This window comes from Cupriavidus sp. FW305-F7 (assembly GCF_058782875.1).
On the sequence record NZ_JBYSYC010000008.1, the window covers coordinates 132,602 to 147,860 of the forward strand.

General features: G+C 66.6%; 13 protein-coding genes and 2 pseudogenes. 8 read left to right on the forward strand and 7 right to left on the reverse strand.

The window, feature by feature from the left end; translation table 11 throughout:
• Positions 1–50: 50 nt before the first annotated feature.
• On the reverse strand, positions 51–710 hold the full coding sequence (locus AC3WL8_RS10040) for a methyltransferase family protein (protein ID WP_013955145.1): 660 nt from the start codon (positions 708–710) through the stop codon (positions 51–53).
• Between the two features lie 145 nt (positions 711–855).
• Between AC3WL8_RS10040 and AC3WL8_RS10045 the strand changes: the two genes are divergently transcribed.
• Positions 856–1,179: a nucleotide pyrophosphohydrolase gene (locus tag AC3WL8_RS10045; protein ID WP_013955146.1), complete on the forward strand. Its 324-nt coding sequence runs from the start codon at positions 856–858 to the stop codon at positions 1,177–1,179.
• Between the two features lie 22 nt (positions 1,180–1,201).
• Here the strand turns inward: AC3WL8_RS10045 and AC3WL8_RS10050 are convergent, their stop codons facing one another.
• The 3 genes from AC3WL8_RS10050 to AC3WL8_RS10060 form a co-directional block, all read right to left on the reverse strand.
• Complete coding sequence (locus tag AC3WL8_RS10050; RefSeq protein WP_492378230.1) at positions 1,202–2,056, reverse strand: hypothetical protein; 855 nt, start codon at positions 2,054–2,056, stop codon at positions 1,202–1,204.
• Between the two features lie 538 nt (positions 2,057–2,594).
• Positions 2,595–3,098 carry a DUF2938 domain-containing protein gene (locus tag AC3WL8_RS10055; RefSeq protein ID WP_211980497.1) on the reverse strand — a complete coding sequence of 168 codons (504 nt, stop codon included), beginning with the start codon at positions 3,096–3,098 and terminating at the stop codon, positions 2,595–2,597.
• On the reverse strand, positions 3,091–3,981 hold the full coding sequence (locus AC3WL8_RS10060) for a class I SAM-dependent methyltransferase (RefSeq protein WP_211980498.1): 891 nt from the start codon (positions 3,979–3,981) through the stop codon (positions 3,091–3,093). Before AC3WL8_RS10060 ends, AC3WL8_RS10055 begins: the two co-directional genes overlap by 8 nt.
• A gap of 74 nt (positions 3,982–4,055) precedes the next feature.
• On the opposite strand from AC3WL8_RS10060, the gene AC3WL8_RS10065 reads away from it, so the two are divergent.
• The gene (locus tag AC3WL8_RS10065) at positions 4,056–4,499 is read left to right on the forward strand and encodes a helix-turn-helix domain-containing protein (protein ID WP_211980499.1); all 444 of its coding nucleotides are present in this window, start codon (positions 4,056–4,058) and stop codon (positions 4,497–4,499) included.
• A gap of 109 nt (positions 4,500–4,608) precedes the next feature.
• Positions 4,609–5,419 (forward strand): annotated as a pseudogene (locus tag AC3WL8_RS10070) (Fic family protein).
• A 126-nt stretch (positions 5,420–5,545) separates the two neighbouring features.
• On the opposite strand, the pseudogene AC3WL8_RS10075 reads toward AC3WL8_RS10070, so the two are convergent.
• Positions 5,546–7,327, reverse strand: a pseudogene (locus tag AC3WL8_RS10075) (methyl-accepting chemotaxis protein).
• A 553-nt stretch (positions 7,328–7,880) separates the two neighbouring features.
• On the opposite strand from AC3WL8_RS10075, the gene AC3WL8_RS10080 reads away from it, so the two are divergent.
• The 3 genes from AC3WL8_RS10080 to dbpA all read left to right on the forward strand — a co-directional run bounded on the left by AC3WL8_RS10080 (position 7,881) and on the right by dbpA (position 11,543).
• Complete coding sequence (locus tag AC3WL8_RS10080) at positions 7,881–9,053, forward strand: DUF4382 domain-containing protein (protein WP_211982074.1); 1,173 nt, start codon at positions 7,881–7,883, stop codon at positions 9,051–9,053.
• Between the two features lie 141 nt (positions 9,054–9,194).
• Complete coding sequence (locus AC3WL8_RS10085) at positions 9,195–10,100, forward strand: DUF72 domain-containing protein (protein WP_492378231.1); 906 nt, start codon at positions 9,195–9,197, stop codon at positions 10,098–10,100.
• A 33-nt stretch (positions 10,101–10,133) separates the two neighbouring features.
• Complete coding sequence (gene dbpA / locus AC3WL8_RS10090; RefSeq protein ID WP_013955154.1) at positions 10,134–11,543, forward strand: ATP-dependent RNA helicase DbpA; 1,410 nt, start codon at positions 10,134–10,136, stop codon at positions 11,541–11,543.
• Between the two features lie 32 nt (positions 11,544–11,575).
• On the opposite strand, the gene AC3WL8_RS10095 is transcribed toward dbpA, so the two are convergent.
• Complete coding sequence (locus AC3WL8_RS10095; RefSeq protein WP_492378232.1) at positions 11,576–12,691, reverse strand: DUF2855 family protein; 1,116 nt, start codon at positions 12,689–12,691, stop codon at positions 11,576–11,578.
• Between the two features lie 67 nt (positions 12,692–12,758).
• On the opposite strand from AC3WL8_RS10095, the gene AC3WL8_RS10100 reads away from it, so the two are divergent.
• Both AC3WL8_RS10100 and AC3WL8_RS10105 read left to right on the forward strand, forming a co-directional pair.
• The gene (locus AC3WL8_RS10100) at positions 12,759–13,472 is read left to right on the forward strand and encodes a TetR/AcrR family transcriptional regulator (protein ID WP_492378233.1); all 714 of its coding nucleotides are present in this window, start codon (positions 12,759–12,761) and stop codon (positions 13,470–13,472) included.
• Positions 13,473–13,626: 154 nt separating this feature from the next.
• A complete protein-coding gene (locus AC3WL8_RS10105) occupies positions 13,627–14,067 on the forward strand; it encodes a CBS domain-containing protein (protein ID WP_013955157.1) in 441 nt (146 codons plus the stop codon).
• A 50-nt stretch (positions 14,068–14,117) separates the two neighbouring features.
• Here AC3WL8_RS10105 and AC3WL8_RS10110 read toward each other — a convergent pair whose 3' ends face one another.
• Positions 14,118–15,158, reverse strand: a complete 1,041-nt coding sequence (locus AC3WL8_RS10110) for a Rieske 2Fe-2S domain-containing protein (protein ID WP_492378234.1) — start codon at positions 15,156–15,158, stop codon at positions 14,118–14,120.
• Positions 15,159–15,259 lie beyond the last annotated feature (101 nt).

The window sequence follows — 15,259 nt, forward strand, 5'->3', positions numbered from 1 at the left end:
ATGGCTGGCAATTTGATCGGCCAAGTGCGTGGGGCGCCGCTGCGCCGCGATCAGTAGATGCCTGGCAGCATCCGCCAGGTCCGGTCGCAGTACGACGCGTACTCGTCGCCAAACTGGTCGCGCAGCAGCGCTTCTTCCGCCCGGATGCGCGCCAGCAGCACTGGCACCATCAGCAGCGTGAGCAACACGCCCACGCCGGAGCGGAACGCCAGTACCCATCCCAGCGAACTGACCAGGAAGCCGAGGTAGCTCGGATGCCGGATCACGCTATAGATCCCGGTGGTCACCAGCGTATGACCCGGCTGGATTGCCACCAGCCCGCTGAAGCGCCGCCCCAGCACAAACACCGGCCACAGCCGCAGCACGCCGCCGCCGGCAAACAGCGCCACGCCGATCCAGCGCATGGTGTCGCCATCGAGCGTCCAGAAGCCGATGCGGTCGGTAAAGGGCGGCAGGTACGCCGCCAGCAGCCCGAGCACGCCAAAGACTGCCAACACCCAGCGGTTGCCGCGGTCCTCGCGCATGCCGCTGCTGATGTTGCCGCCGGAGAAGAGTGCAGCGACGGACAGGGCGAACAGGACCAGGGTCAGGGCCACGCGCGCCGGGTGCGCGAAAAAGGGGGCGATGCCGCCCCAACCTGCGATGGCGATGGCCAGGTAGGCGAGCGTGCCGGCGAGCGTGGCAATCGCCATGCCGGGAGTCGGGCGCATGGGGAACCTCCGTTGAGACGGTGGATGCACAAGCGAAGGGTAAGCCTCAGGCGGCCCGGGTGTCGAGGGCGGCCGGGTCGTGATTAAATCTGCGTTTTGCGCCGGCGTATGCCGGGGCGCAGTGAACCGCTTTCGTCACACCACCATGCCCCTGATCGACATCAAGAACCTCCAGCAAGCTGCCCAGGACTTCGGCAAGGCCCGAAACTGGGGCAAGTACCACAGCCCCAAGAACCTCGCGATGGCGCTGAGCGTGGAGGTGTCCGAGTTGGTCGAGATCTTCCAGTGGCAGACCGATGCGGAATCGCGCGCCATCATGTCTACCGACGAGCGCGACCATGTGGAGCAGGAGCTTGCCGATATCACCATCTACCTGGCGCAACTGGTGACGGCGCTGGGCGTGGATCTGGACGCGGCGATCCGCGCCAAGATGGAGATGAACGCCAGGAAGTACCCGCTGCCGGAATGAGGCGCCCGGCGACGGCGTGAGCTCACGACAATGGCCGGCTCCCCGCCAGGACGCACAACAGCAGCACTCCGTTCAAAGCGAGCAGTCCGCTCACCACAAGCACGATGGGCGGCGCATCCCGTGTCCGCTCGCGCAGGCGGGTGACCCCCGGCAGCCACTCGCCGCGCGTACGCCGGGACCAGCAGGCGACGCCCGCGCTGCACATGCCCAGCCACGCCAGCGTGCCCAGCGATGTCCAACCGCGTGATTGCGACGCCAGCGTCGGACGGATGGACGCCTGCTGGGGCGTCGGGCCGGAGGCTCTTTGGATCACGACAGGGGGCGCTTGCATTCCCGGTTCGGCTAATGGCTCTGCCGATGGCAGGGCTGGAGGCTGCTCCGCTACTGGTTGAGTTGCTGGAGGTGGCGCGACGGCTGGCCGCGAGGCCTCGACCGTGACCGCAGATTGCTTGTTCCTCGACACCTCCCGCGCCCGCGCCGCCGGCGGCGTTGGTTGCGGCGCGGCAGCCTGCGGCGGTTTCTTGCCTGGCTGCCGGCGCCAGCTGGCAAAGACCCTGTCCAGGCATGTCACCGACGTGCAGGCGTCCCGGCGCTCCCGCCAGGCGGCGATGTCCCTCCCATGGATCGCACCGGCGCGCAGCCGGCGCTGCTGGTCCGCATGGATGCGCTCGTGTTCGCGCTGGAGCATCGCGTGATCGCAGATCAGGTCGGCGGCGTGCGGCACTGACTGCTGGCAGGACGTGCCGGCGGCGAGCGGATCGTCGCAGCGGGAAGGACGCAGCGTGGTCTTGCAGGCAATATCCGACGCCTGCGCACTGGCAGCCAGCAGAAGACCGAACGCAATGCACGCGGCCAGACGGCCCGAAAGCCTTGTCATCCTGTCGCCCCGTGATAGTGGGGATCGTCCGGCGCTGAAGCGGGCGCCGATGGACTTCTATTCTGGTACGGCGCCATCCATCTACGGTTCGCTATCCCACAGAACCGTGCAGCAAACTTTGGGCGCGGCCTCGGATGCGTGGCCGAGGCCACAGATCCGGAAGACCGCGGCTATACCTTCTTGCCTTCCCCATCGTCCCCCGCGTGCGCAGGGGCGACATGCCAGATCGATGGCCAGGCACTCACCGTGCTGGTCGATCCCGTCGGCGCTGCAGCGCCGACGGGATCGACCGCACAGCCGCCTGCCGCCGCGAACGCGCCGACACGCGCCGCGGAGCCGCCGAAGCCAACTGAGATGCCGCCTGCCGCCGTGCCAGGCTACCCGCGCTGCGGCAGCGCCATGATCCAACGCATCGCCAAACAGGGCGAACGCTGGCAATCCGTTTTGGGGCTGCGCCACGTTCCCCAAATGCCGCGGCGTGCGTGGCCTCTGACTCTCCCTGGTTCGGACAACGGCAGTCTGCTGTTGTACCCGTTTGTCAGATCGCGACCAGGCTCACAACCCAACCTGCCACATAGAGCCCCAGCCCGAACACCGCATGCGTCACCAGGCTATGCGCCCGTGCCACATTTGGCCGTGGCGTGCGGCTCGCGGCGATGCCGGCACCCATCGCCGGCTGCATCAGCAGGAACGGTGCCGCCACACTGCCGATGCCGACGTTCAACGCGGGTGCCAGCGTCGGATGACGCGCCCAGTCGAGTCCCCATAGCCCCAGCAGGATGGCCGCGAACACGATGCCGGTCAGGTAATGCGCGATCCAGCCGATCCCGCGCTCGCCGCGCACCGGTGGCGATGCCGCGATGGGATGGTGGCAAAGGCGTCCTCGCGGCAGCCACGCGAGCCAGCGGCCTACCAGTCCATAGTCCAGCGCAGGAACGCCCAGCAGCCGCTTGCGCAGGATGGCCCAGGCGTCCATCACCAGCGTTGCGCCAGTGCCGATCACGACCGCATTGAGCAGGAGCGCCATCGCTGTATCAGGCATGGGCAGTCTTCCCGGCCGTCAGTGATGAAGCCGAAGCCCGGGCGGTGATCATCCAGCAGGCAGCGGTGTAGCGCACGGTTGCGCCATGAACGTAAGGCTCGAATGCTGCGCGGACGGTTTCGATGACGCTGGCGCGTGCGCTTGCATCAGCCTCGCGCAGGGCCAGGCCGACGGGACCCAGGCGGGACAGGTAGTCCACCAGCGCAGGCTCCGGCAGCGTGCAGACGAGGTCGATCGGCTGGATATTGATCCCGGTCCAGCCGCCCTCTTCCAGGATGGCCTGCACGCGCTGGCGGTCGCCGAAGGCGAACTGCCCCGGCGCACCCGGCTGCCGCGGCGGCAGGTTGGACAGCAGCGGCGCTGCCGCGCGCTCGGCGGTGGTCATGAACGGATTCTCTGCGGCGCTGCGCCAGGCGATGCATTGGAGCGTGGCATCCGGTGTTGCGGCCTGGTGCAGGTTGGCAAAGGCCCGGACCGGATCGCTGAAGAACATCACGCCCAGGCGCGACACGATGCTGTCGAAGCTTGCTGGCGCGAAGGCGTAATCCTGCGCGTCGGCGCGAATAAAGCTGGCGGTCGAGCCGTCCTGTTGCGCGCGTGCTCGTGCAGCGGCGAGCATCGGCTCGGAAATATCGATGCCGGTGCATCTGCCCTGCGCGCCGAGCTTACGCGCCAGCGCGATCGTAGTGCTGCCGGTGCCGCAGCCGACATCGAGCACATGCTGTGCCGAGGTCTTGCCGACCGCATCGACAAGCAGGCTTTCCAGCGGCCGGAGCATGTCGTCGAGCACCGCCTGCTCCGCGACCCAGGCATGGCCAGACGGGCCGTTCCACAGTGCGGCCTGGTCGCCGCCGTTGATGCTGGTCTGTTGTTGCTCACCCATGGTCATATCCCCTTGCACGCCGTACTGGCTTGGAAGCTACACTGTGCCAGTTCAAGTGGACTTGAGGTCAAGCGGTGACAAGCCTGGATATTGCGGAAGTGGCCCGGCACGCAGGCGTGCCGGCCTCGACGCTGCGGTACTACGAGGAAAAGGGGCTGATCGCTTCCATCGGCCGGCGCGGGATGCGGCGCGTGTTCGATGCCGGCGTGCTGGAGCGGCTGGCGCTGATTGCACTGGGGCGTGCCGCCGGTTTCTCGCTGGATGACATCGCGCAGATGTTCTCGCCACAGGGCCAGCCGAACATCGACCGGCAGGTGCTGGCGGCCAAGGCGGATGAGCTGGACCGGACCATCCGCAAGCTGACGGCGATGCGCGACGGGCTGCGGCATGCGGCGGTTTGCCCGGCGCCAAGCCATATGGAGTGCCCGACGTTCCAGCGGATTCTGCGCGCGGCGGCGTCGGGGGCGATTGGTGGGCGGCGGGATCACGCCTCGGGGCCTCCCGGTGGCCCACATTAAGAGTCGAAAGATCCTCTTGGTGGGCCGTATGCGGAGATTGCATTGATATTCCCCGCGGAATTTGCGGTGAATAATTGGCGCATGCGGAGATAGTTGCCATAATCTCCGCATGAAACGCGGAGAATGGCTCTATATCTGGCAATCGCCTGACTGGTCACAATTCCACTACGACCTGGCAGCGCTGGCTCGGCCGCTGGCTGATGTGACACGCGCCCAGGGCATGCTCCTGGGCCGCCTTGCCGATGTAGGAATGGCCTTGCGGGGCGATGCAGGGCGTGTCCGGCACCTACGGGCGCCAGCGCGTCCATTTTGAAGCGCCGCCGGCAGACAGGCTTGAGCCAGAGGTCGCGCGATTTCTCGATTGGGCCAACACCGACCAGGCAGATGCGCCAGTACTGAAGGCCGGCCTGGCGCATCTGTGGTTCGTTACGCTGCATCGGTTCGACGACGGCGATGGCCGTATCGCACGGGCAATCGGTGACATGCTGTTGTCCCGGGCAGACGGTAGCCCTCAGCGGTTCTATAGCCTGTCCGCGCAGATCCAACGCGAACGCAAGGACTACTACGACATCCTGGAGCGTACGCAGCAGGGCTCGCTGGACGTCACCGAATGGCTCGCCTGGTTCCTTGATGCGCTGTTGCGGGCCCTACAGAATGCACAGCACACGCTGGACGCAGTCCTGGCCAAAGCGCGCTTCTGGCAGCGCTGGGGCGCGACGCCACTGAACGAGCGACAGACGAAACTGCTGAACCGGCTGCTCGATGGCTTCGATGGCAAGCTCACGTCCAGCAAGTGGGCTGCGATTGCCAAGTGCTCGCCGGACACAGCGCTGCGGGATATCAATGAGTTGGTGGCGCTGGGGGCGCTGCGAAAGTCTGGCGCTGGCGGGCGTAGCACGTCATACGAACTGACTGATTGATATCGATTATCAAAGCCTGATCTGCTCGAAGCGCCCTTTGCCAGAAAAGTTGTATGCCACCTTATTCGGCTATTGCTCGGCAGCCAGCCGCTCTCGCTCCCGAGGCTGTTCCCCGGAAGACCAATCTCACCCCAACCTGAACTGCCCCACCGCCCCCGCCAGGCTCCCGGCCTGCGTCTGCAGCGCCGCCGCAGCAGCCGTGGATTGCTCAACCAGCGCCGCATTCTGCTGCACCATCTGATCCAGCTGGCTCACTGCCATATTCACCTCTTGAATACCGCGGGTCTGTTCCATGGCTGCATGAGTGATCTCGGAAATAATGCCGGTCACCTTGGAGACGTTGCTGACGATCTCGCTCATGGTGTCGCCGGCGCGGCGGACCTGGCCGGAGCCGGAGCTGACGCTGTCCACGGTGGATTCGATCAGGGTCTTGATTTCCTTGGCGGCCTGGGCGCTGCGCTGGGCCAGGGCGCGCACTTCGCCCGCCACGACGGCGAAGCCGCGGCCCTGGTCGCCGGCGCGGGCGGCTTCCACCGCGGCATTGAGCGCCAGGATGTTGGTCTGGAAGGCGATGCCTTCGATCACGCCGATGATGTCGGAGACGATCTGGCCCATGGTGGTGATCACTTCGCCGATCACGACGCCGCCGTCGGCGGCCACGCGCGAGGCAGCGGTGACGGATTCGTTGGCGTGCTGGGCAGAGCTGGCAGACTGGCTGACGGTGGCGGTGATTTCTTCCATCGAGGCCGCGGTCTGCTGCAGGCTGGCGGCGGCGGATTCGGTGCGGCGCGACAGGTCCGCGTTGCCCGCGGCGATCTCGTCGGAGGCGGCGCGCACGGATTCGCTGGCGTCGCGGATCTGGCGCATGATGGTGCAGAGCTTGTCGGCAAAGGTGTTGAAGGCGCGCGCGATCTGCGCGACTTCGTCGTTGCCGTCGGCGGGCAGGCGCTGGGTCAGGTCGCCGTCGCCGGAGCCGATGGCGTCCATGGCATCGCGCACGGTTGACAGGCCGCGCAGCGACATCGTTGCCACGCCCCAGACTACGGCGGCGGCCACGCCTGCGATCAGTACCAGTGCGATCACCGATGCGATCAGCACTGAGCGCATGCCGGCGGTGGCCTCGGCCTTGTCCAGGGCGACGATGACCATCCAGTCGGTGCCGGGGATGGCGCGCGCGCCGAGCAGCTTGGCGCTGCCGCCGACTTCGACTTCCAGCGGCGTCCTTGCGCCGGCCAGTGCGGCGAGCTTGTCGGCGTTCAGCGCGGGCACGAGTTCGGTCACCGGCTTGAGCGTGAGCTTGTCTTCGGTGTGGGCGACGATGTCGCCGTTCCTGGCCACCAGCATGCCGAAGCTTGCCGGCGTAGGGCGGATCGCCTTGACGTTGGCGATCACGGTGTCCATTGCCACATCGCCGGACACCACGGCCTTGACCTCGCCATCGCGGATCACGGGCGTGGCAAATGTCACCACCAGCTTGCCGGTGCTGGCAGCGACATAGGGCGGCGTAACCACCGGCTTGCCGGCTGCTGCGGCCTGCTTGTACCAGGGCCGGGCGGTCGGGTCGTAGCTGGGCGGGACGCCTTTCGGGTCGGAGAATTTGGAGGTCTTGTCGGCCTAACCGACGTAGACCTTGGTGAAGCGGCCGGCGTCGGCCACCTGCTTGAGCGCAGCATCGGGTTCGGGCTGCAGCACGGTATCCTGCAGCGACTGGATCATCTGGCTGTGCGAGGCCACCCAGTCGACGATGGCGCTGGTGTGGCCGCTCTGCACGGCCGCCAGGCTGCTGTCGATGGCGTCTTCGTTATGGCGGTTGGCGACGAACTGGTTCAGCGCCGTATTGATGGCGAGCGCGGCGATGACGATGGCCACGCACAGGGCCACGATTCGCGCACGGATGGTAATGAACATCAGGGTAGATCCTTCGTAGGGAATCGTTGGGGGGCGTTTTATGTGTGGGATTTCCATCCCGCTGTATACGGAGCGGGTGCGCCCGACTTGAGGCAGGCAGGCGAAATCCGGTCGAATGCGATCAGGTTGACGACACAACGCGCCAATTTGGTGCGCGATAGTGCGCTTACCCGGCTCGGGAATGCACTGGTGGATCTGAAATTCGTAACGTGAATGCACGCAGGAGGGGGTTCGGCGTGATCAGACGCCTCATCCGATGCGTTGCAATACAAGCGGCGTTGCAACGCAGCGGTGATTGCCGATGCGGGCGTTCATGAGTGTGATGGCAGCCGCAGCAGAACGCTTGCCGCAGCGCATCCGACGGCGGCTTGGGCGAGAGTACATCTGTCGTCAAGCCTTGCTGATCAGTCATGCAGACAAGCTAACGACTTTTTCACAACGTATTACAAAGATTTACAGCCGTTATGCGATTAGCAACATATCCTCCGATCAACTCACAAATAAACCAAACGGAGAGCCTATCGTGTCAGTCCTTTCTTTGACTTCCGCGCCGATGCGCGTGCTCGCTCTGAGCGGTGCCCTGGCGCTGGCCGCCTGCGGTGGTGGTGGCGGCGATGATGGCGGCGGGCAGGGGACGCTCAAGGTCTCGATGACCGATGCGCCGGCCTGTGGCTTCAACAATGTCTTCGTGACCGTCAACAAGGTGCGCGTGCACAGCAGCGCCAGCGCCGAGGCGAGCGCCGGGGGCTGGGTCGATATCGACGTCGTGCCCGCGCGCAAGATCGACTTGTTGTCGCTGACCAACGGCGTGCTGACGGTGCTGGGCCAGACCGCACTGCCTGCCGGCAATTACCAGCAGGTGCGCCTGGTGCTCGATGCCAACCGTGGCGGCGGCGCCGGTGCGCTGGCCAACTCGGTGGTGCCCGTCGGCGGCACTGAGCAGGCGCTGGACACGCCCAGCGCGGTCCAGTCGGGCATCAAGATCAACCGGCCGTTCACCGTGGCAAAGGATACGTTGACCGACCTGGTGCTGGACTTTGACGCGTGCAAGTCGGTGGTCACGCGCGGCAATGGCACCTTTGGCCTGAAGCCGGTGGTGACGGCGATCCCGACGATCGTCAGCGGTGAAGTGAACGGCGTGGTCAGCGGGGCACCGGGTGCGCGCGTGTATGCCGAGCGCAACGGCGTGGTGGTGAAGGCGACGGTGGCGGACGCCAACGGCAACTTCAAGCTGTCGCCGATCGAGCAGAGCAGCACGGCCGGCCCGGTTGACGTGGTGGTGGTGCCGGGCTCTGCCAATGGCAAGGCGGCGGGCATTGTGCGCGGCGTGCCAGTGGTGGTGGGCACGCCCACGGCGATCTCGACCGCGGCGGCGCCGATGTCGCTGCCGGCGTCGACCTATCGCCGGGTTTCGGGTACGGTCACGCCGGCTTCGGCCGAAGCGACCCTGCGCGCGCTGCAACTGGTCAGTGGCGGCAATTTCGAGATTGCGGCGACGGCTGCCGCCAGCGATACCGGCGCCTACAGCATGTTTGCAACCGAACCGGCACTGCCGGTGGCCGCGCCGCTGATCGGCACCTACCAGGCCGCGCTGCCGATTCCGCTGCAAGCGGACGGCGCCGCCGCGGGCAAGTACAGCGTGCAGGCCACCAGCGCCACGGGTACGGTGCAGACCAAGCCGGCGGACGTGAACGTCGCCGACGCCGTGGTGAATTTCTCGTTCTGATTCCGGGGGACCGGGAACGAAGCCGGAAGAGGGCCTGGCCCTCTTCCGGCTTTTTTTGTTGGCCAGGGGCCCGGTTGCGCCGCCACCGTCTGGCGCAGTTTCCCGCTAGACTGCCAGTCTCGCGTTTCGGGAGATCGCGCCATGGCAGCACGCACCGCGGCGAAGGCCGCATCCAAGCCTGCAGCAACGTCTGAGGCCACATCCAGGGCCAGGTCACGCAAGGCCTCCACGTCCACCGAGCCGGTGCGGGTTGGCATCGGTGGCTGGAATTTCGCCCCGTGGCGCGACAACTTCTATCCCGCCGGCCTGGCACAGGCACGTGAGCTGGCCTATGCCAGCCGCCACCTCAGCGCGATTGAAATCAACAGCACCTACCACGGCACGCAGAAGCGCACCTCGTTCGCCAAATGGCGCGACGAGACGCCGGATGATTTCGTGTTCGCGGTGAAGGCCTCGCGGTTTGCCACCAACCGGCGCGTGCTGGCCGAGTCCGGTGAATCGATCGAACGCTTTATCGACAGCGGCATTGCCGAGCTTGGCCGCAAGCTGGGTCCGGTGGTGTGGCAGTTCGCGCCGACCAAGCAGTTCGATGCGGAAGACTTCGAGGCCTTCCTGCAGCTGCTGCCGGACTCGGTGGAAGGCGTGAAGCTGCGCCACGTGCTGGAGGTGCGGCACGACAGCTTCCAGGCGCCGGACTACCTCAAGCTCGCGCGCAAATACAAGGCCGCCACGGTCTTTACCGATTCGCCCAAGTTTCCGTCGATGGCGGATCTCACTGCAGACTTTGTCTATGCTCGGCTGATGGCCAGCAGCGAGAAGCTGAAGGCCGGCTACGCGCCCAGGGACCTGGATGCGTGGGCTGAACGGGTGCGCACGTGGGCGCAGGGCCACCAGCCAGCCGACCTGCCGACGGTGGAAGACCGCAAGCCCGCCGCGCGCAAGCGCGAAGTCTTTGTCTTCTTTATCAACGGCGCCAAGGAACGCGCGCCGGCCGCGGCGCAGGCGCTGCTGGAGCGGCTGGACTGGACGCCGCCGGCCGATGACTGACGGATCGACATCCCTGGATCGCTATAATCGCGCATGAACTCGACCCCCGCCCAGCCGCAAGCCGGCACCGCTTTTTCCACCCTGCCGCTGTCGCCCACCATGCTCGCCACGCTGGCGCAGCTTGGCTATGACGAAATGACGCCGATTCAGGCGGCCAGCCTGCCGATCACATTGGCGGGCCAGGACCTGGTGGCGCAGGCGAAGACCGGCAGCGGCAAGACCGCCGCCTTCGGGCTGGCGCTGCTGCACCGGCTCGATCCGCGCCGCTTCGACGTACAGGCGATGGTGCTTTGCCCCACGCGCGAACTGGCCGACCAGGTCACGCAGGAAATCCGCCGCCTGGCGCGCGCCGAAGAGAACATCAAGGTGCTGACGCTGTGCGGCGGCTCGCCGATGCGCCCGCAGGTCGACAGCCTGATTCATGGGGCACATATCGTGGTGGGCACGCCCGGACGCATCCTGGATCACATCGACCGCGGCAGCCTGGACCTGTCCGGCATCAACACGCTGGTGCTGGACGAGGCCGACCGCATGCTCGACATGGGCTTCTTCGACGACATCGCCTATGTGGCCAGCCGTTGCCCGAAGGACCGGCAGACGCTGCTGTTCTCTGCCACGTATCCGCCCGGCATCGACAAGCTCAGCCACCGCTTCCTGCGCAACCCGCAGTCGGTCAAGCTGGAGGCTACGCATGACAACAGCACCATCCGCCAGCGCTTCTATGAAGTCGAGGAAGGCGAGCGCCTGAACGCAGTGGGGCGCCTGCTGGACCACTTCCGGCCGGTCAGCACGCTGGCGTTCTGCAATACCAAGGCGCGCTGCCGGGAACTGGTGGAACTGCTGCGCGCGCAGGGCTACCAGGCGCTGGCGCTGCACGGCGAGCTGGAGCAGCGCGAGCGCGACCAGGTGCTGGTGCAGTTTGCCAACCGCAGCTGCTCGGTGCTGGTGGCCACCGACGTGGCCGCGCGCGGGCTGGATATCGCGCAGCTCGAGGCGGTGATCAATGTCGAGATCACGCCCGATCCTGAAGTCCACGTGCACCGCATCGGCCGCACTGGCCGCGCCGACCAGGAAGGCTGGGCCTTCAGCCTGGTCAGCATGGACGAGATGGGCCGCGTGGGCAACCTGGAGCAGCACCACGGCGGCGAATTCGAATGGCACCCGCTGGCCGACCTGAGGCCCGCCAGCAACGAACGCCTGCTGCCGCCGATGGTGACCTTGCAGATGCTGGGCGGCCGCAAGGAGAAGATCCGCCCCGGCGATATCCTGGGCGCGCTGACCGGCGATGCCGGCTTCACCAAGGAGCAGATCGGCAAGATCAATGTGCTGGAGATGTCGACCTATATCGCGGTGGAGCGCAGCATCGGGCGCGAGGCGGTGAAGCGGCTCAATGCCGGCAAGGTCAAGGGCAAGAAGGTGAAGGTGCGGATGCTGACGGAGTGAAAGACGGGCCCCATGCGGGGCCCGTTCTGCTTTTACCCCACGACCACCACGTACCCCTCCTGCGGCGCGCCGCTACCCGCCGCCAGACGCGCGATCCGTGCCTGCGCGGCTTCGAACCCCCGTTCCTCCACCAGCGCCAGCCAGCGATTGGCCGGATCGCGCGCATGGTCGATAAAGCGGCGCTGCGCCGCGTTGAAGCGCCGGTTCACTTCCTGCGGTCCCCAGTCGGCATTGCGCTTGCGGATCTGCACCGGCGCGAAATAGAACTCGGGCCTGGGCCCGGGCAGGTGCAGGTCGCGCAGGAAGCCGGTGTTCTGCGCCGAGCCCGCAAAGCAGTCGTACACCAGGCTGTCACCGAAATGCGCATGCACGCGCGCGCGCAGCGATTCATCGCCGGAGAAGTCGACATAGAGCGTGGGCTCGTCCACCGGCACCGATGCCAGTTCGTCATAGGTGACGGTGCTGTCGTAGCAGCCAAGGTCTTCGACAAAGGCGCGGTTGCGGGCCGAGGTCAGCCCGGTCAGCGTGATGCCGTCGAGGTCGCGCAGGCAGAAGGCGGTGCCATAGGCCGTCTTGCTGGAGGCGCTGGACACCACCAGCCGCCGTGCGCCGAAGAAGCGGTTGTCTTCCAGGAAGTCGGCCAGCATGAACGAGGTGATGAACAGCGGCCGGTACAGCATCTGGTAGTGCTCCAGCTCCGGCGCGTAGGCGGTGTCGTTCTGCACGCGGGTGTACTGGTTGTAGGCCGAGGTCAGCCGGACGCGGTGCGCCGCGGCATCGTAGAAGCCGCGCGCGGTCACGCGCTCGGGCTGCATGCGGAGATGGCTGGCGATGGGGAAGTAGCCGTAGAAGCGTTCGCCGGGGGCGATGCCGTCGACGCCGGTGGCCACCACATCGGCAAAGCCCCACACCGGCATATGGCCCCACTGTGGCTGGCCGGTGGGAAAGAAATCCCAGTACTGCATGGCTTCGCCGAAGGCGGCGTAGGTGATGTTGTTGGTGGTCAGGGCAAAGCGATCCAGGCGCAGCAGCACTTCGCCGGCCGCGGCGGTGGCGGGTTCTTGCGCGGCTTCCAGCCGGCTTTCGTTTAGGGCATCCTTGCGGCTGAACAGCCGCGTGATGGCAAGGGTCGGTTCAGTTGCTGCCATGTCTTTTCTCCTGGTTCGCGGCCCGTCCGTCCGGCGTGCAATGTTCGCCATGACTTCCGTGAGGCCGATGCCAAGAATCTATCGCCGCGCCAACGCCCCCGGGTTCGGAAACGAAGCGCCCGCCGCCAGCGACCTGAAACGGCCCGCCACGCCGCGCAGCAAACCGCTCAAGCGCCCTTCGCAGCAGCGCGCGCACTTCACCGTCAACGCCATCTACGACGCCTTTGTTCGGATCTGGCGCCGCGATGGCTGGGACGGCGTGACCACGCGCGCGGTGGCGCTGGAGGCGGGGTTCTCGGTGGGCACGCTGTACGAGTACTTTCCCAGCAAGGAAGCGCTGGCGTCGGGCTATGTGCGCCACACGGTCGAGAGCATGCTGACGCGCATCGACACCGAGGTTACGCAGCGAACCGATGCCGACTGGCGCACCCACGTGCGGCGGCTGGTCGCCATCGCCTGCGGTGCGGACGACGAGGCCACGGGCATCGTCTTCGATGCCGACATCATCGGGCTGGAGCCGCGCATCGCCGAGCCCAAGCACCACCGGCGCGTGTTCGAAGAGTTCTGCGAGGCCTGGCGCCGGGCGCTGTGCGCTTGCCCCGACTTGCCTACGGCCCCGGATGCCGCGAAGGTGCAGGCACTGGTGCTGGCGGTCTGGGGGGCGCGCCGCTATCGGCTGCTGCTGCAGGGCGCGGCGCTGCAGCCGGCGCAATGGGTGGCCGAGATGCAGGCGCTGTGCCTGGCGGCACTGGACGGAAAAGAGACCGATGCGCAACTTTGACCAGACGGCTGCCATGCGGGCGTCACAACCTTGCTTACAAAGATTCGCGTAAGTCACCCTGTAACGGCGGGCGTTACTTTGCTACTCTGATTGCATTGGCGCCCAAGCAGGCACCGCCAGCCGCATTGCATTGTCGACCGAAAAGGAGTTGGTGATGAAAACCGCACGCCAGGTTCTGGAGTCCAAGCCGAGTCAGGCCATTTACAGCGTCCCGCCCACGGCGACCGTCTATGCCGCGCTGCAGCTGATGGCGGAGAAAGGCATCGGCGCGCTGCTGGTGATCGAGCATGGCGCGATCCAGGGGATCGTGAGCGAGCGCGACTACGCGCGCAAGGTGATCCTGATGCAGCGCACCTCGCGCGAGACGCTGGTGCGCGACATCATGACCAACGCGGTGATCTACGTCGGCGCCAGCCAGACCACCGACGAATGCATGGCATTGATGACCCGGCACCGGCTGCGCCACCTGCCGGTGATGGAGGGCGAGGAGCTGATCGGCATGCTGTCGATCGGCGACCTGGTGAAGGACATCATCTCCGAGCAGCAGTTCATCATCGAGCAGCTGGAGCATTACATCACTGGCGGCGGGCGTTAGGCCTGTCGTGTTCGGGGGCCAGGTCGCACGGGATGCGCCCGCCCCGTCCACTAGCCCAGCGTGCCGAACTTCACCCCGTGCGCCGCCAGGTAGCGCCGGTACGCACCTGCCAGCTTGTCCGCCGGCTGCGGCACCTCCACGCCGGTGCGCAACGGCAGGCGGCGCGGCTGCTGCGATTCCACGATCGGCTTGTCCTGCAGGAAGATGGTGTCCTGGAATTCGCGCAGGCTGGCGTCGTCATCCTCCGTCACCAGTGACATCACGAACCACACGCGGCTCGATTCCTCGTCCCGCGGGCCGATAAACAGCGCGATGGCGCCGCGATGGTTGTCGCCAAGGTCGGGCACCTTGGTCAGGATCGCGGCATAGGGCGCGACCACGCGGTATTCATACTCGACCATGGCTCCGCCGGCGGCGCTGGCGTGCGCGCGCGGCTGCCAGGCGCGGCAGCCGATGGTGCGCAGCGCGTCGGGCTTGCGCGCATCGCCGATGGCTTCCACTTCATAGGGCGGCACTTCGGTGTGCGCCGGGTCGCCCAGGTAGCCGTCGTGGACATAGCCGAAGTGCGCCATGTCGAGGAAGTTCTCCACCAGCCGTGGTGCCGAGGTGGCAACGTCGTAGGGGCCGCAGACCACGTGGCGGCGTTCGGCGTCGTCGTACTCGGGGAAGGGCGGCAGTTCGGGCACGGCCTCGGTGCCGTCGCCGCCAAGACGCACCCATAACAGCCCGTAGCCCTCGCGCACCGCGTGCGTGGTGGCGCAGGCGCGCGGGGCGGGCACCAGTTCCGGGTGGGCGGGATAGCGCGTGCAGCGCCCGCCGGATGCAAAGCGCCAGCCGTGATAGCCGCAATGCAGCAGGCCGTCGCGCACGGCGCCCAGCGTGAAAGCCGCGCCGCGGTGCGGGCAGCGGTCATCCCAGGCGTGCCAGCCGTCGGCGTTGCGCCACAGCACCAGCGCGCGGCCAAAGAGCCGGGCTGGGAAGGGGCCGTCACCGCGGGCCTGTTCGATCGCCAGCACGGGGTGCCACTGGCCCAGTTCGGGCCCGGCCGCATCGGGGGCCTGACCTGTTGCTTGTCGTGGGGTCTCGGTCATGACGAAATCTTACCTTCGATAGCGGTGATGTGATCTTGCATCGACTGTGGTGCCCTGATCGTGTCGCGCAAGTGACGTTTCAATCGCCCTGCGTCGCAAGC

Excerpts from the sequence above, each read along its gene's own strand:
- AC3WL8_RS10040 (WP_013955145.1), bottom strand. The coding sequence starts at position 710 with ATGCGCCCGACTCCCGGCATGGCGATTGCCACGCTCGCCGGCACGCTC.
- AC3WL8_RS10045 (WP_013955146.1), top strand. The coding sequence starts at position 856 with ATGCCCCTGATCGACATCAAGAACCTCCAGCAAGCTGCCCAGGACTTC.
- AC3WL8_RS10050 (WP_492378230.1), bottom strand. The coding sequence starts at position 2,056 with ATGACAAGGCTTTCGGGCCGTCTGGCCGCGTGCATTGCGTTCGGTCTT.
- AC3WL8_RS10055 (WP_211980497.1), bottom strand. The coding sequence starts at position 3,098 with ATGCCTGATACAGCGATGGCGCTCCTGCTCAATGCGGTCGTGATCGGC.
- AC3WL8_RS10060 (WP_211980498.1), bottom strand. The coding sequence starts at position 3,981 with ATGGGTGAGCAACAACAGACCAGCATCAACGGCGGCGACCAGGCCGCA.
- AC3WL8_RS10080 (WP_211982074.1), top strand. The coding sequence starts at position 7,881 with ATGCGCGTGCTCGCTCTGAGCGGTGCCCTGGCGCTGGCCGCCTGCGGT.
- AC3WL8_RS10085 (WP_492378231.1), top strand. The coding sequence starts at position 9,195 with ATGGCAGCACGCACCGCGGCGAAGGCCGCATCCAAGCCTGCAGCAACG.
- dbpA (WP_013955154.1), top strand. The coding sequence starts at position 10,134 with ATGAACTCGACCCCCGCCCAGCCGCAAGCCGGCACCGCTTTTTCCACC.
- AC3WL8_RS10095 (WP_492378232.1), bottom strand. The coding sequence starts at position 12,691 with ATGGCAGCAACTGAACCGACCCTTGCCATCACGCGGCTGTTCAGCCGC.
- AC3WL8_RS10100 (WP_492378233.1), top strand. The coding sequence starts at position 12,759 with ATGCCAAGAATCTATCGCCGCGCCAACGCCCCCGGGTTCGGAAACGAA.
- AC3WL8_RS10105 (WP_013955157.1), top strand. The coding sequence starts at position 13,627 with ATGAAAACCGCACGCCAGGTTCTGGAGTCCAAGCCGAGTCAGGCCATT.
- AC3WL8_RS10110 (WP_492378234.1), bottom strand. The coding sequence starts at position 15,158 with ATGACCGAGACCCCACGACAAGCAACAGGTCAGGCCCCCGATGCGGCC.